Source organism: Pseudoalteromonas sp. A25, from assembly GCF_009176705.1.
Classification (GTDB): Bacteria; Pseudomonadota; Gammaproteobacteria; order Enterobacterales; family Alteromonadaceae; genus Pseudoalteromonas.
This window is the reverse complement of sequence record NZ_AP021846.1, coordinates 1,853,973-1,870,711: the sequence shown is the minus strand read 5'-3', so window position 1 is coordinate 1,870,711 and position 16,739 is coordinate 1,853,973. Positions and strand designations below refer to the sequence as shown.

The following is a 16,739-nucleotide window of genomic DNA, read 5'->3' as shown; positions in this document are numbered from 1 at the left end:
GTTATAAGTCCATCTCTGTCATGGATTGGTCGGCTAATACATCACCTATGTCTCTACCGCTTAAAATGTCACTCACCTGTTTTACCGCAGGCACAGAGCCCGCAGCAGCTCGCGCGTGCGTAAGATCATCAATTCGCTGTGCAAGCAAACTTACACTTGGGTAGTCAAATACATCAGCAACCGTCACTCGTATATCAAAACCCTTGTTGATAAGAGAGACCAAATGCATGGCTAATACAGAGTTCCCCCCACCGTCAAAAAAGCTTTGGTTAGTGCAAAATGACGCAACTTTCAAAGTGCGCTGAAAATATTGCAATAACTTTTCCTCGCTTGACGTTTTAGGTGAATGTAATGGCGCTTCTACGCTAGTGGTTTTTGTATGATTTACGGATAAAGCTTTGACATCTAATTTACCATTTGCCGTTGTCGGCCATTCACTCAGCCAGCAAAGGTGCTCTGGTAGCATGTAATTTGGCAAATATTGACTAAGCATCTGACGCAACTTAGGCAACGTCCACAATGATGACAACGCGCCTGTGTCAATGACAAATGCACATAACATACTGGGGGTGTTAGGTTCACTTTGGATCACAACTTTGATGTCTGTGCAGCCCATTAACCGTGAAACATGATGCTCCACCTCTGATAACTCAATACGATGTCCATTGAGCTTGACCTGCTGATCCAATCGGCCTTTCAATTCGATTGTGCCATTGGCAAGGCGACGCGCCCTGTCGCCCGTTTTATACACACGCTGTGACAACCTTTCGTCAAACTTATGCGCAATAAAACGCTGCTGAGTTAACTCAAGTCTATTTAGGTAGCCTTTTGCTAATCCAAGCCCGCCAATCCAAAGCTCTCCCCATACGCCTATCGGTAATGGCAATGAGAAAGGGGCAGCATGCTCGTCCATTACATACAAGCTGGTGTTATCTATACCCTTGCCTATGGTTATTTCATTCGCGTCATCAATTTTACTCACGGCTGACCAAATCGTGGTTTCTGTTGGTCCGTACATATTCCAAAGCTCTGCACCAGCGGCAAGCATCTGCTGCGCTAGCCCTTGCTCTAGGGGTTCTCCACCACATAACACTTTCAGCCCTGAGACACAGTGCTTACTTGTGTTTAATAGCAGGCGCCATAGTGTCGGTGTGGCTTGCATGATAGTGATTGAATATTCAGACAAGTGATCAACAATCGCTTCAGGGTCGCTACATATCTGCTCATTCGCTATGATTGTTTCTGCGCCCACGGTGAGGGGTAAAAATAGCTCTAGCATGGCGATATCAAAAGCAAAGGTTGTTACAGCCAGTAATCTATCCTGACTATTCATTCCTGGTTTTTGACGCATTGCATGAAGAAAGTTAGACAACGCCCCGTGTGATATCTCAACCCCTTTGGGCCGCCCAGTAGAGCCAGAGGTGTAAATCACATAGGCTGTATCTTCTGGCGATATCATGTACTGCATCGCGGTGACTGATTGTGCCCCAATCTTTGCTGCATCATTGTCTAAATTGATAGCAGCGCAGCAGAGTTTTTTAATCAAAGAATCATCTTCGGTTGTACCGTCGCAAACAAGCAGCGATACACGTGCATCCTCCAAAATATCGATAATACGGTCTTTTGGATACGCTAAATCGAGTGGTAAGTAACTTGCTCCAACTTTAAGCAACGCCAGAGCGCTCACCAATAACTCGGTCTGCCTTGGTAAAGCAAGCGCCACGAGGTCGCCGCGACTTATGCCTTTTTCTTTAAAGTAATTCGCCATTTGATTAATACGGGCGTCTAACTGCGCGTAAGTGAGCTGAGTGTCGCCACAGCGTACGGCCACCTTTTGCGATGAATGTCTGACAATATGCTTCAGATCATCCAAAAAAACGCCTCGTGGCGATTGTGAACTTGTATCAACAGCCTGTGCATTTTGCAGTGGCGTTAACAAAACATCTTGATAGGCTTGCTGATCCAGCAGTGAGCAAACCCTTTGATTTAAAGCATCTGAGCCTTTTAAACTATCAAATAGAGTTATTAGCTGGTGGGCACTATTGTCTATCCAACTTCTATCAAATCTAGCGCGATTAAATTCAAGTTGTAATGACCAATGCTCACCAACACACGTTACGTTGCACGTTAATTCAAACTGATTATATCTAGTCAGACTCTCAACCTGTTTGCATACCAAGTTGTTAAACTGGGGTAAGGTTTGGACTTTATCCATGTTAAACATGGTAGTAGGCAGTGCTAAGGGTTTGTTTGTAAGTTCAGAGTATGGATAAAATTGGTGGTCAAAGGCATCCAACAGTTGATTTTGTACCGCTTTTACTAACTCTTCTACGCACTGTTGAGCATCAACATCAATAACAATGGCCAGTGTGTTTGTACAATAACCCACTAACCCGCTATCTAAGTTTTCGCTATCATAATTGGCCGATAACAATTGCCTACAAGATACAGGAATAAGCACAGAGACAATGGGCTGACGTGTTAACTTGTTTAACCATAAAATATAAATTGCGAGCTGCGTTGCAAAAACCCCAGCGCCAGACTCCTTCGCAAGACTTTTCAGGTTATCAATTGCATGATGTGTAATTGTGTATTTTACAGACTCAACCTCGTAACTCGGTGTACTCGGTGCATGCGTTTTCGTTGGTAAGGCGACTGGTTCTGCATCTCTAAGTTGACTTAACCAATACTGCTCATCAACGTCATAACGCGTTGAACTGCAATACGCATTTAATGCTGCTAAATACTCTGTAAAGTCAACAAACTGCGCCTCATCCGACGCAAGCGCACCATTGTAAAAGTGGGCAATAGCATTAATAAGTTGAGTGATTGCCATGCCATCGTATAACAAATGGTGGGCAACGATAGTCAGATAATGGCAATTTTGCTGCGACTCTATGAGAATAAACCGACATAACTGCTGCGAACCAAAGTCAAATGTTTCGTATCGCAAATCAGCAAGTTTTGCACTGATGTCTTCATTAACTGCGCACTTTTCAAAGCGAAGTCTTTGCGGATCTGCAGCTTGTTTTTTAAGACTTAATCTTTCAACGTCAACACCGTAACTCAAAATAGGAAGTACTTGATATAGTCTATCTACTACCTCAATTAAACTGTCGATATTAAGCACACCTTGCAGCTTTACCGTCCCCTGAAGCTGATATGCCCAAGCACCTTGAGTGCTACGCAACGCTAAAGCCAACAATTGCTGCTGAGCTTGAGTCAAACGTAATGTTTCATTATTGCTAGCAAAGTGCTTGCTGTTATCGTTTTGTCCAAAGTAGCCTGCTGCTTTTAAAGCAAGCACGCTGTCTTTTACAGCAGAAATAACTGCTTCTACGTCTTCATCGGTGTGTGCATCACTTAAAAAGCAATTACGTCCTTCCCAAATAAATACGCCTCGGTTGAGCATTTCATAAAAGAAAACGTCTAAGTTTTGGTTAAATCGAAAACGAAATAAAGAGGTAAATGACTCCACACTGATAGGGATGCTATTGCGATTAAAAAATTCATTTAAGGTCGTTTTTAGATAAGTTGTTTTGTCAGCAATTTTAGCTTGGCATTGAGCGCCGCGTTTTTTGATCTCACTGAGTACCGCTTTTGCACTCGCCATTGCCAAAGGATGCTTACAAAATGTCCCCGCAAAAAAGGTAGTATCAACTTTTGGATATGAATTATCGCCATATTGCCAATCGCCGCCATCTATCGCATCTAAATATTTGGCACTTCCAGCAACCACACCAATCGGCAACCCACCACCTACTATCTTGCCATATGTCGCCATATCAGCCTGCATCCCAAGCATCGCTTGCACTCCTCCAGGGTGCGCCCTAAACCCGGTGATCATCTCATCAAATATTAATGCGATATCTAATTCTTGGGTCAGGGCTCTTAGGGCATGTAAAAACCCCCAAGGCTGTAACTGTGGATGACGACTTTGCACTGGCTCAACCAATACTGCCGCAATTGAATCTGCATTTTGCCTAATGATCTCAAGCGCATCGTCTGAGCCATAATCCAGTACTAGATTATCTGCAATAGCACCTTGACGAACCCCGGCACACATTGGCTCTACACCATTTTCTTGCGGTGCAGGATGCGCGAGCGTACCATCGTAATGACCATGATAAGCGCCATTAAACTGCACTATTTTTGAACGCTTCGTAACGCATCGGGCTAAACGTATTGCTGTCATTACCGCTTCAGTGCCTGAGTTACAAAACGTTGCCCGCTGTAAAGAGGTTAATTCACAAATAAGCTCAGCCACATCACACGCCAATGGGCTGGCGAGGCCTAACTGCAGGCCAGCATCAATTTGCTCATACAATGCTTGGGTGATAAATTCACTCTTATGGCCAAATAAGTTAACCCCAAAATCCATCGTTATATCGATGTATTCGTTGTCATCAATGTCCCAGATCCGAGAGCCAGCACAGCGCTTTGAAAACACAGGGTAAAGCATTTCTTTGCTAGATAGCCTAAAGCCTGCTGACGCCCTGCAATCGGCTAAATGCATTCGGTGTTCACTTACTTTCACTTTTGAGCTAGTTGTTTTTGCACAATACTGGCTCGCTAAACTCAACTGATGAAGTTTAATGTGCTCACTGTCGTTTGATGCACTCATCTGCCTCGCTTGAAAACCTGGTAACACGGTATTTTTTTGAACTAGAGCCGATTTGGGCGCAGGAGAAGGTTGAGTAACTTTATTTGAAAACTGCGTATTACCCGTCAAAGCAATTTGCATCATCTGAAGTTGCTTTGTTGCAATCGCTTCGACACTAATTCGTGCTTGTTCAGAGGTTACGTTTGAGGCTGCCTGTAGCTGTTCGCGGCAAATAGCGGTGATCGCTTGTTCGCTTAAAGATGAGTCACTGACTGCTACTGACTCTTTCCTAGTATCTTGAACATTTTTATCTAACTCTTGATGACTTTTGCTAGCAACCTTAGGCTGTGTTAAATAGTCACTATTAAGCTCAATATACTCAACTAGTCGCGCTACAGAGCTTAACTCTTCGTAAAACTGACGAACACTAAAGTCTAATTTAAACTCTTTCTCATAGACTCTAACAGCCTGCATGATCATCAATGAGTCAACACCCATTTCTAGCAGTGGTTGGTCAATATCAATGCTTTCAACAGCAATCGATAACTGTTTTGACAATGTTTTCAGTACAAACTGGCGAATCGCATCAGTGCGGTCTTGCGTCTGTGGATACTCACTAATAGAAGCTTCGCTACTCGCAACTAACTCGTCCCTGCCAATCCAATACCTTTCTTTAGCAAAAGGGTAGATAGGTAATGGTTGACGCCGATAATCGGTTTGTGGATAGATAGATAGCCAATCAACTGACGCCCCTAGCTCAAAGAAGCTAGATATTGCTGCCAATAACCTCAACCTATCGTCACCTTTTGGGCTTAGAACGGATATAAATTCGCTTTTCGCTTTGGGCAAGTTCTCTTGTACCAGCGTACTCAGCACAGGCTTTGGACCAACTTCAACTACTGTTAAGTGAGCAAATTTTTGTAACTCATTTAACGCATCAGCAAATTTTACGGGCTTAACTATTTGCTCTACCCAGTAGTTTGGTGTACTCAAAGCCTGTTGCTCAAGCTTTCCTGTTACAGTCGAAATAAAATCACAAACAGGTGAAGAGTATGAAATACATTTTGCAACCTGCTCAAACTCAGCAAGCATCGGATGCATCAATGGCGAATGAAAAGCTCTTGCCGTATTGAGCGCTTTAAATTTAATCTCATTAGCGCTTAATTGCTCACAAATCTGATCAATCGCTGCGTTACTTCCTGAAAACACTACACCACTTACGCCATGGAAAGCCGATATAGCAACGTTTTCTTCATTTCCAGAGACAAAACGTTTGGCGATAGAAGCATCACATCGTGCAGATATCATAGCTCCCGTCGGTTCAAGTCCATCCATAAGCTTGGCACGAGTAGATATGAGCGTAATTGCATCAGACAACGAAAACACCCCTGCGATACAGGCTGCGGCATATTCGCCTACGCTATGACCAATCACCACGTCAGGTTTTAAGCCAAGGCTTATCAATAACTTAGCCAGTGCATATTCAACTGCAAATATAGCAACTTGTGTCCATTTAGGTTGCTCGATTAAATGCTCATAACCGACCTGATATAGCGCCTCAGTTAATCTTTTGCCTAATGTACTTTTTAATAATGCATCACATTCATCTATGGCATTTTTGAAAACACGCTGTGTTTCATACAATGCCTTACCCATTTGCGCATATTGAGTCCCTTGTCCTGTAAATAAAAATATCTGTTTGGGCGGGACTGCCTGCCATGCTTCTACTTGATCATTGAAATTTGTCAGGTTATCCACTAGCTCTGTTTGAGTAAGCGCAAATATCGCGGTTCTCACGCCTTTTTTAAATGGTGGACGATGAGCGGCAGTCAACACAAGCGCATCAAATTTATCAGCATCTAAGCCTTGTAAGGTATTGCCATAACTTTTTGCCAACGCTATCAGTGACTCGGGGGTTTTGGCACATAACGGCAAAATGTAAGGTAAACTATGTGACTGTAAGTCAAGATTGGCAGCCAAGTTTTGTGTCGCACTTTGACAAATAACATGTGCATTAGTCCCACCAAATCCAAAAGAGCTAACGCCAGCACAGTGCTGCGCTTGATCATTTGTGGGCCAAGGCGTTGTTTGATTTTGTACCCTAACCGCAATTTTATGCCACGGGATGTGCGTGTTTAGCTTGTCACAATGAGGTTGACCAGGAAGCTGGTTATGCTCAAAACACAACAGCGTTTTAATAACCCCTGCAATACCGGCGCCTGACTCTAAGTGCCCGATATTTGCTTTTGCAGATCCGACTATCAAAGGGCGAGTGGCATTACGATTTTGCGCGTAAACTTTATTTAAGGCAGACACTTCAATGGGATCACCAAGCTTAGTGCCCGTGCCATGTGCTTCTACATAGTCGATGTTTTCAGGTTCTATTTGAGCGTCAGCTAATGCAGCCTTAATCACTTGCTGCTGTGCAATGCCATTGGGGGCGGTTAAGCCATTACTTCGCCCATCTTGATTAATCGCACTTCCTTTCAATACACCGTAAATAGGATCGTTATCAGCAAGTGCATGAGCTAACGGTTTTAATAATATGCACCCTACTCCCTCGCTACGAACGTAACCATCGGCACTATCTGAAAATGTTTTACATAACCCATCTGGTGCCAACATCTGTGCATTTTTACAAGCATTAGATACTTCATCGCTAAGAATAAGGTTAACGCCAGCAACCATAGCTAAGGGCAGATCCGAGTTACGCATTGCTTGCATTGCATGGTGCAGTGCAACAAGTGACGATGAGCAGGCCGTGTCAATTGCCAAACTTGGGCCCGTAAAATTGAATGTATATGAGAGTCGATTAGCTGCGATACTTAACGCCGTTCCAGTTCCTAAATATGGGTTTTCGGATTGCGCTTTGTGAGAGATCCCAAAATAGTCATTTTGAGAGATACCAACATACACCCCCACTTCCTGACCATATAGCTCTGCTGGCAATAAACCCGCAGACTCAATGGCATGGTATGACGTCTCAAGTAGTATTCTATGCTGAGGGTCAATATGCTTAGCCTCAGAGGGCGACAAGGCAAACATTGTTGGATCAAAGCAATCAATATCGTCTAGGTAGCCTCCTAACCTATTCATATCAAAATTAGGGCAAAGATGTTCACGTGATGAGTCTGCTGCAGATATTGAACAGCCCACCTGTGCTAAAAGCTGCCAATATTGTTGCAGGTTATTTGCTTTGGGATATCGACAAGCCATACCTATTACTGCAATGTCTTCTTGCCCTGTCTGACCAACAGATAAGTTGTATGAATTATTAAGATTGGATTTTTGTCTAAACGTTGCATCAACCTTTGAACCCATAAAAGCATGTTGAACTTGTTCAAACTCGCATAAATGCTTTGCCAGCAGTGCAATCGTTGGGTATTCAAACAAAACGGTAGGTTCAAGCTCAACGTCATGTAATTCCATCAACTCACCAGACACACGCACGGCTTTCATCGAATCAATACCCAGTGACTGAAATGAAGCATCAACGTCTAGCTGTTCACTCTGGCTTTCAATTTCTGTAGCAATAACTTCGCACAATGCGCGTTGCACGCTCACCTCTAAAAGCCGTTTATCATCATCACCGGGTACATTAGTAACATTGTTATTATCTGTATTTTGTTCGTTAGAATTACTCAGTGCTTTGCGACTCGCAATTGGGTCGAATTTATTTTGTAAGTAATTGCGCTTATTTTCTTGGCGTTGAATTTTTCCACTCGACGTTTTCAAAATACGGCCAGGCTTTACTAGTAACAGCGCATGAGGCGTTATACCGTGATTGTCAATGATAGCTTGGGTTATGGCTGACAATACCTTATCGGTATCTAACTTTCTGATAGCAGTTCGCTTAACCTGCTGAATAACCACTAAACCTTCTTCACCCTGCTCGGTAGTTATTGAAAACGCGGCGCTACCATTGCCGTCTAAAGCATTATCAGCAAGGCTAACGCTAAGCTCGATATCTTGTGGATAGTGATTCTTTCCTCTAAATATCAAAACATCTTTATCACGGCCAGTTACGTAAAGCTCCCCATCATGTAAAAAGCCAAGGTCACCGGTACGTAAATAAGGCCGATGTTCTTCTGAGTCTATATAACCTTCAAATACATCTACTGTTTGTTCTGCTCGCTGCCAATACCCTTTTGCAACACTCGGTCCATTAATCCATATCTCACCAACACACCCATCGTCTAACCGTCGTTTGCTTTTAGGATCAACAATGGCTATTTCATGGTCATGCCATGTTATTCCACACGACACCGCATGGTATTCAGTTGCTGGCTTATCGTGTTTTAAATCGCAAAACGCGACGCTAGGCTGATCCTCTGTGATTGGTATAGGTATAGCTTGACCTTGTTGCAGCTTCTTCGCGTCCAAACGCAATATTTTTGCACTGTCTCCTAGTTTATTACCTGTGACAAACAGGGTTGTTTCCGCCATTCCATAGCACGGAGATAACGCCTCGCGCTTTAGGCCACAAGCTTTAAATTTTTGATAAAATCGCTCAAGAGTGCTCGCTCGTACAGGCTCGGCGCCATTCAATGCTCTGCGCCAATGAGAAAGATCGAGCAATGCAAGCTCACTCTCTTTGACTGTCTCAACACATAAATCGTAAGCGAAGTTCGGGGCACTGGAGGTTACTCCTTTGCTCTCACTAAGCAATTTGAGCCAACGAAACGGCTTTTGTAAAAAATAGGTTGGGTTCATAAGTACGGCGCTTGAACCAATGTAAATCGGGTGCAAAATGCCAAAAATGAGTCCCATATCATGAAAATGAGGTAACCAGCTGACAATCGGCGTATGTTCATCGTGACCAAACGCTTCTTTCATCATTTGTTCGTTATCAATGATGTTTCCATGGTCAACAATTACGCCCTTAGGATTACCCGTCGACCCAGATGTATATTGTAAAAAGGCAATGTCATCGGACAGTACAGCTATATCTTGCCAATCAAGTGGGGCAGCACAATTACACAGCTGTTCATCTGTGGTAAACAAGGGCAATGATTGCAACCCCTGCTCAGATTCAAACAATGGCCCTGCAATTTCGTATATTTTTGCAGTCGTCAGCGCACCTAAAGCGCCCGCGTCTTCAATAATATTGCGTAACCTATCGATATTTTGATTTTTCTTGGGAGGATATGCAGGCACAGCAATGACACCGGCATAAAGGCACGCAAAAAATGCTTCAACAAACTCAAATCCTGAGTGGTAAAGCAGCAATGCCCTATCGCCTTTGCTAAAGTGAGGTTTAAGGCCAGCTGCAATCAACCTGGCTTTATGATCGAGTTGAGCGTATGTGAGTGTTTTACAAGGCTGACCATCTTCGAAGAAATATTGATATGCGACATCATTGCCACGAGTCTTAGCCAGTTTGACCAAAGACGCTACGATATTTGTATTCATTCCGTGCCCATCAACGTTTAGCAAAGCGCTCAAAAAGTGCACCTTACGTTTACGAGTTATAACTGATAAAAACCAATTAATGTGTTTAGTACAACAAATGAGTTTGTGCAAAACTCAATCGCTGTACTTCCTTGGGTAACTAGTAAAGTAAAATACCAGTCAACTACTCCCGCCTTAACTAATTCGCATTATGTCAATTAGTTACATTTATTTAAGAGTCAAGCAGAAATCACATATCTCGTTTAAACGACAGCAGAACTACAAATAATTCCTTACAACTTAACAGTCTTAGACCTACAGATAGACTCAACTAAGTGGTTTTAATTGTAATCATAAAAACAAAAATAAAACAACATATTAACAAAAAAGTTCTTCATACTCTAACTGCATAAGTAGACGACTACAGTGCGCGCCATGCTGAGTATTTACGCGTTTTCTCTATGTTTGATAAGAGAACTAAAGTGACAATAAATATGCGTTCAGCAAAAAATTAGCGTAAAAAGGCTGTTTCCTAAAAAAGCTTAGCCTAACTAATTTATTTTGCTAATTTATTTTTTGCTGTACATTATTTATACAGAACTTACAGGTTAAATGGTTTTTTGTTTCGCTAATGCATTGATGTGAGCCCATATAAGGCACAGTAGAAGGGTTTATTTAAGGATAACTAAGTGGGCACACTTTGACGCAAGTGTCAGACCAGCAATCGACGCTAGGCGCTGTTATTGAAAAGGCCTGACCACCTTATCTTAAAAATTTAAATTATGTGTTGGCCTCTAGCATGTCATAGATAATGCTCTCTAGGGCTTCAATATTATCTTGCGTTACGACTAACCTCACCTTTGACTCATCTAAATCAAGTGATTCTTTGAAAAAACCAGCAAAACCACGCGCTTTTCGATCTATCTCAAAAACCACCTCTAGTTGCGCTCCTTTATTGAAAAAAACCAGTTCAACTTCGTCAAACTTGCCGTGAAAATCACCAGAAGTTGTTTTAAACTCCAATTCTTGAACAAAAGGAAGCCTTGAAAACTTCGCTGACTCCACACCTTCGCAATCGGCATGGTAAAGTTCAAAACCCAGATTGCACAGCGCGTTGATAACCGCCTGCTGCAGCTCGCTAGGTACAACATAGATATAATCTTTATCTGTTTTGTCAATCGCCATATCGATATCTAGGTTCGTCTCAAGCCACGTTCTTGAGTGTCCAACAGAAATAGGGGCTTCTAGCTCTAATTGAAAAGCAAATGGAAGGTACTTTTCTTCTTCTGGCTCAATCGTAAATTTTTCATTCAATTGAAACTGGGAAAGCCTGTATTCTCTGACCTCTATGACTTCTTCACCCTCGTTGTTTTCATACTCAAACGTATAGTTACACATAACATCCAAATCAATTTTGTTGATCTCTTGTGCAACCTTGCCTCCAATGACTTTAATTACACCACTCAGCGTCTCGCCCGGTGACAGTTCATTATGATCCAATAGCGCATCCACTTTAGCAGCGCCAATACCAACACTGCCCAGCACTTTTTTGAAAAACGACATGCTTATCCTTATGTTTGACTCAATACTCTGCTCATAAGCTACTTGTGTGATGAGCAAATTAACCACAATTTAAAGATTAACAAATGACAGCATAATTTTATTTATATCGTCATTGTTAACTACAAAATCAGGCTTGCATAGCAAAAAAACACGAGAACCTGTTAGCCTCCACATAAAGAACACCCAACCATAGATAAAACCGAGAAATAATAGATGATTTATGTGCATGAAAGGAATTCTTTTACCTTAGTTAAGTACAGATATTCATACAAAGCGCACCTTTCACAGGCATATAACAAAAACGCCAGCTATCAAGCTGGCGTTTTGCAAAGTTACTTAAAGGTTTTCTTTAAATAGCTTATAAATACGGCGATATTCATCTAACCAACTTGATGGCTGTCTAAAGCCATGCGGTTCAATAGGGTAAATGGCCGTTTCAAAGCCTGTTTTTTCTAGTTCAATTAAACGCTGCACTAAACGCACAACGTCTTGGAAGAACACATTGTCATCAAGCATTGGGGCATTGATCAACAATTCGTTTTTTAACCCTTCTGCAAAGTACATTGGAGAGCTGCGCTCATACGCAATCGGGTCAACATCTGGGTGGTTCAATATATTAGAGGTATAGCCATGGTTGTAATAAGCCCAGTCTGTCACAGGTCTAATAGCCGCACCCGCTTTAAATACATCAGGTTGAGTAAACAGAGCCATAAAGGTCATAAACCCACCATAAGAGCCACCATAAGTACCAACGGCTTCTCTGTCTACATTGGTGTTTTCAACCATCCAGTTCACACCATCGACTAAATCTTCAATCTCTGGTTTACCCATATGGCGATATATTGCAGTTCGCCAATCTCTGCCGTAGCCTTTTGACGCGCGGTAATCCATATCCATTACCACATAGCCTTCATTTGCAAGCAATGAATGGAACATAAACTCCCTAAAGTAGTATGACCATCCCATATGCGCGTCTTGCGTATATCCTGCACCATGGTTAAAAATAACGGCCTTACGCTTTTTGCCTGTTTCTCCTTCAACGTAGTCAGTTGGGTAATATACTCTTGAATAGATAGGTTCTTCACTGTGACTTGAAGGTACAGCAACAATCTTTGGTGCAACAAGTTTTTTATTCAAAAATGCGTCTGAAACTGTATGCGTAACGCGCTTTGCTACTGCATTAGGTTTCGTCTGTGATATGTACAATTCTTCAGGCATCATCACTTTAGAATGTGTTAACAGTAGCTTGCTTTCATCAGGGCTCAGACTGTAATCAGTCATGCCATTTAAGTCTGTTAGTTGCTCTCGTTCACCTGTTTGTGTATCAACACGATATATTTCATAGATCCCAGGGTGCTTTACATTCGCTTTAAAATAAATATGTCCATCGTTCTTAGCTAACGTTAAGTCTGATACGACGTATTTCCCTTTAGTCAACTGCGTTGCTTTACCATTGAGAGGCTTACTATAAACATGGCTGTAGCCACTTTGTTCTGATAAATAATAAAGCGTGTTAGAGTTATTAAACCAGCCAAAATCGTTGTGTGCATAGTTTACCCATGCCTCATCATGCAAACGGTGCTGAGAGACAAGTTGTTGCTTATCAAAATTAACAGTCGCGATCCATCTGTCTTTGTTATCCCATGCTTCCAACATTAGCGCTACTTCATCACCAGTGCTATTCCATTGCACAGGCTCAAGTCCCCAAGGCGGCATTAAGTTTATATCACGTGGTGCCTTTTTAGACTGATACGTTTTACCCTCTCTAGCCGCATTCTCTTTTTTTACCGTAGCAAGTACGTCTTCATCAAAACCTGGCAGAGTATCATATGCCAGCTCTGTTTGTTGCTTAGAAGCGATATCGATAAAAATAACCGTCGATGAATAGCTCTTCGCATCTGCAACCTTACGTCGAGCAGGCACAGACTCGATGTGACCATCCTGGCTCACATAGTTTGGCATAATATCGCCATCATCGCGCCATGAACGAGGCTCGCTAATTACCGCGATCAGTTTATCACCCGCCGGAGATAAACTGGCTTCAATTAACTGTTTGTCTTTGCCTAAATAGAAATGGTTATCTGCTATGGTAGCATTCGTTTTCTTTAATGCTTGCTCTCGAGCTTGCTTATCCGCTTTATTTTTATGTTGCAAAGCTACAAAGTCGATCAGTTTATGTTGCTCTTTGGCAATGTAGGTACTTGGATCTTGTAAACCCTTTGGCTCTTCGCTCAGGTGTAGTTTTACAATTTCGTGGGTGCGCCCAGAGGCCAAATCAACGCGATAAAATGTATTATCTATTCGATAGGCAAGCTCACCAGAAATTAAAAATTGCAGGTCATATTCGGTCTGCGAACTATGTGTTATTTGTTTAAGATCACCAGAAGAGATGTCTTTGACAAACACGTTACCTTCAAAGGTATAGGCCTGATAGCGACCATCGCGCGAGTAAATTGCGTTATTAGCGCCAACTGAGTGTAACTTATCAAGCATCACTTTTTGTGGTGCGGATGACGTTGTAACCATGAAAGTATCACGCAGCTCATTGCCAACTTGCTTTTGATTAAAAATAGCAGTGTTGCTATCAGCAGCCCAAAACGCTCCCTCTGGCTTTCGGCTGATCCAATCCGGATGCGCCATTGCTTGTTCTAGTGTTATGTTTTCACCGCCAAAATCGACAGGTGTAGCAACTACTGACTGAATCGGCTTTTCTGCTACTTCGATTTCGCTTTGGTTTTTTTGTTTTGTGGTTTGACAGCCTGTAAGCATCAAGCTGGATGCAACAGCAAAAGAGAGAAGAGATTGTTTAATCATAGCGCTTCTTTTTAGGTTGTTATGTTTTTACCATTAAATCAAATGTACCTAGTAAATTCGATATATTTAAGATAAACAACCAAGTTTTAAGACAAAAAAAGGCCAGTAAATGTTACTGGCCAAATACTCTCTGCGCTCACATAGTCGCTGATGGACAACGATTATGAAGTGAGGCCTATCCACGCCTCAAAATATAAGACCCGTAAAAAAGTGAACAGTTCAAAATAATTTAAATTAATTTATCCAAAATTAAAATTAACAGCACGCTACTGACAATCACCCAAAGTACCGTTGCCATAGCAAAGGGTCGCCAGCCCGTTTGATAGATAACCGATTTAGATACACAGGTACCTATTAAAAATAAAGTAGCCACGAGCATATGTTTAGCGCCAATGTACAGAGCTTGCCAAATTGGCTCATAAGCAACTAAGAAACTATTACACACAGCCGCCAACAAAAAACCGAATATAAACAATGGAATGCTGGTACGTTCTTCACTTTTCCAAAACACTCCGGCGGCAGCAGTGTAAGGTATGATCCACATTGCCCGTGTTAATTTAATAGTTGTTGCTATGCCAACCGCAAATGGGCTAAATGTGGCTGCAGCTGCAACCACACTGCTAGTATCATGAATCGCTAAAGCAGCCCAAGTCGCAAACTGCTCATCACTTAGAGATAACAAGTTACCAATCCAAGGGAACAATAATAGACCAATTGCATTAAGTGAAAAAACCACCGCTAACGAAACGGCTATTTCATGCTGTTTTGCTTTTATAACCGGAGCCATTGCGGCAATAGCACTACCACCACAAATCGCAGTGCCAAAAGAAATCAGTACACCAATATTTCGGTTCAATCTAAATGCCTGAGTTAGTAACTCGCCAAGACCAATAATCGCCGTAATACTGACTATCGTTAGCACAATAGAACTGCGACCAACTTCCAATACATCCATAATATCAACATTGAAGCCCAGCCCAATTACGGCAACTTTTAATAGCCACTTACTCAGGCTGTTACTTTGTACTTCGAATGGGTTACCCAAAACCCAAGCGAACACGATACCCAGAGCAAGCGCGAGCGCAGCACTTATGATAGGGGTAAAGCTCAATACAAAAAGCGCGAGAAAAAGCAGTTTAGTGTGGTGTTGATTGACCATGGGTAATTATCTTTCTTATATGCATTAAAAAGCCGAGCTAAACTCGGCTTTTTAAAAACTCAAATACCTTTGAGGTTATGCGCAGTTTGTGACACTCCAGGGTAATCCTGTTCAGGTAGCACTTTGGCAAGTTGCTCCAAGCGCTCACTTAGTTGCAACAAATCACTGCCCGATACATTGATATGCCCCATTTTTCGACCCGGCTTCGCCGACTTGCCATACCAATGACTCGTCGTATCGCTTACTGCTAACACTTGTGTAGGAATTGCAGCCTGCCCAAGCACATTAATCATCGCAGTTGGTCGTAATAGTTCTGTTGACCCTAACGGCAGGCCAGCCACTGCACGCATATGGTTTTCAAATTGGCTTACATGACACCCTTGCTGAGTCCAATGCCCTGAGTTGTGCACGCGTGGCGCTATTTCATTAACCAATAGTTGCCCTTGCACATCAAAAAACTCAATGGCTAGCACACCAACGTAATCCAGCTCTTGCGCCAACGCATTAAATGCATCTTTAGCTTGTTGCTCTATTGTGGGCTTTTCTTTACCTGCTATCGATAACGTTAAAACGCCATTAGTATGCTGGTTTTCCGTTAACGGATATATTTTGCATTCACCATGCTTATCACGAACCCCAATAATTGATACTTCTCTATCAAAGGGGATCATTTTTTCAGCAATAATGGTATGTGGTAACGTGTCTGTGCCTGATGCGAGGAATTGCGCCATTTCTGACCAAATAGATTCGACATCATCTTTACTCTTAACACGCCATTGTCCTTTACCGTCGTATCCTGCTTGACAGGTTTTTACAACAAGCGGCAGATCTAGGCTGTCAATCGCAGTTAAAAAATGGCTTTTTTCAGTAATTAACTGATATGGTGCACACGCAACTTTTGCCTTATCCAACAATGCTTTTTCCAAGGCTCTGTCGCCACCGGTTTTTATTGCCTGTTCGCCTGGATAGAACTTGCCGCTTTGCGCGCATAAAGTCAGCACGTCGTGAGGTATATGTTCAAACTCAGCAGTAATAGCGTCACTTCTTTCAATTGCTTGCGCTAACGTGTACGACGTCACGTCAAAGGTAACAGGATTCATTACTTGCTTTGAAGCAACATCATACGCAAGAACATGTAGGTCAAGATGAGTCGACGATAAGCTCATCATACGAGCAAGTTGCCCTGCTCCTAAAACTAAAATATTCATA

At 42.3% G+C, this 16,739-nt stretch carries 5 protein-coding genes; all 5 read right to left on the bottom strand.

What is annotated here, in order from left to right; genetic code table 11:
- Position 1: 1 nt before the first annotated feature.
- Positions 2–10,048 (bottom strand): non-ribosomal peptide synthetase/type I polyketide synthase, encoded by a 10,047-nt coding sequence (locus GDK41_RS07995; protein WP_232056548.1) that lies wholly within the window; start codon positions 10,046–10,048, stop codon positions 2–4.
- Positions 10,049–10,774: 726 nt separating this feature from the next.
- On the bottom strand, positions 10,775–11,557 hold the full coding sequence (locus GDK41_RS07990; protein ID WP_152085908.1) for a sporulation protein: 783 nt from the start codon (positions 11,555–11,557) through the stop codon (positions 10,775–10,777).
- Positions 11,558–11,893: 336 nt separating this feature from the next.
- Positions 11,894–14,371 (bottom strand): S9 family peptidase, encoded by a 2,478-nt coding sequence (locus tag GDK41_RS07985; protein ID WP_152085907.1) that lies wholly within the window; start codon positions 14,369–14,371, stop codon positions 11,894–11,896.
- A gap of 229 nt (positions 14,372–14,600) precedes the next feature.
- Positions 14,601–15,530: a YeiH family protein gene (locus GDK41_RS07980; RefSeq protein WP_152085906.1), complete on the bottom strand. Its 930-nt coding sequence runs from the start codon at positions 15,528–15,530 to the stop codon at positions 14,601–14,603.
- A gap of 59 nt (positions 15,531–15,589) precedes the next feature.
- A complete protein-coding gene (locus GDK41_RS07975) occupies positions 15,590–16,738 on the bottom strand; it encodes a 5-(carboxyamino)imidazole ribonucleotide synthase (RefSeq protein WP_152085905.1) in 1,149 nt (382 codons plus the stop codon).
- Position 16,739: the final 1 nt, after the last annotated feature.

Bases quoted from the DNA above. Each gene is read 5' to 3' on its own strand.
- GDK41_RS07990 (WP_152085908.1), bottom strand. From the start codon at position 11,557: ATGTCGTTTTTCAAAAAAGTGCTGGGCAGTGTTGGTATTGGCGCTGCT.
- GDK41_RS07985 (WP_152085907.1), bottom strand. From the start codon at position 14,371: ATGATTAAACAATCTCTTCTCTCTTTTGCTGTTGCATCCAGCTTGATG.
- GDK41_RS07980 (WP_152085906.1), bottom strand. From the start codon at position 15,530: ATGGTCAATCAACACCACACTAAACTGCTTTTTCTCGCGCTTTTTGTA.
- GDK41_RS07975 (WP_152085905.1), bottom strand. From the start codon at position 16,738: ATGAATATTTTAGTTTTAGGAGCAGGGCAACTTGCTCGTATGATGAGC.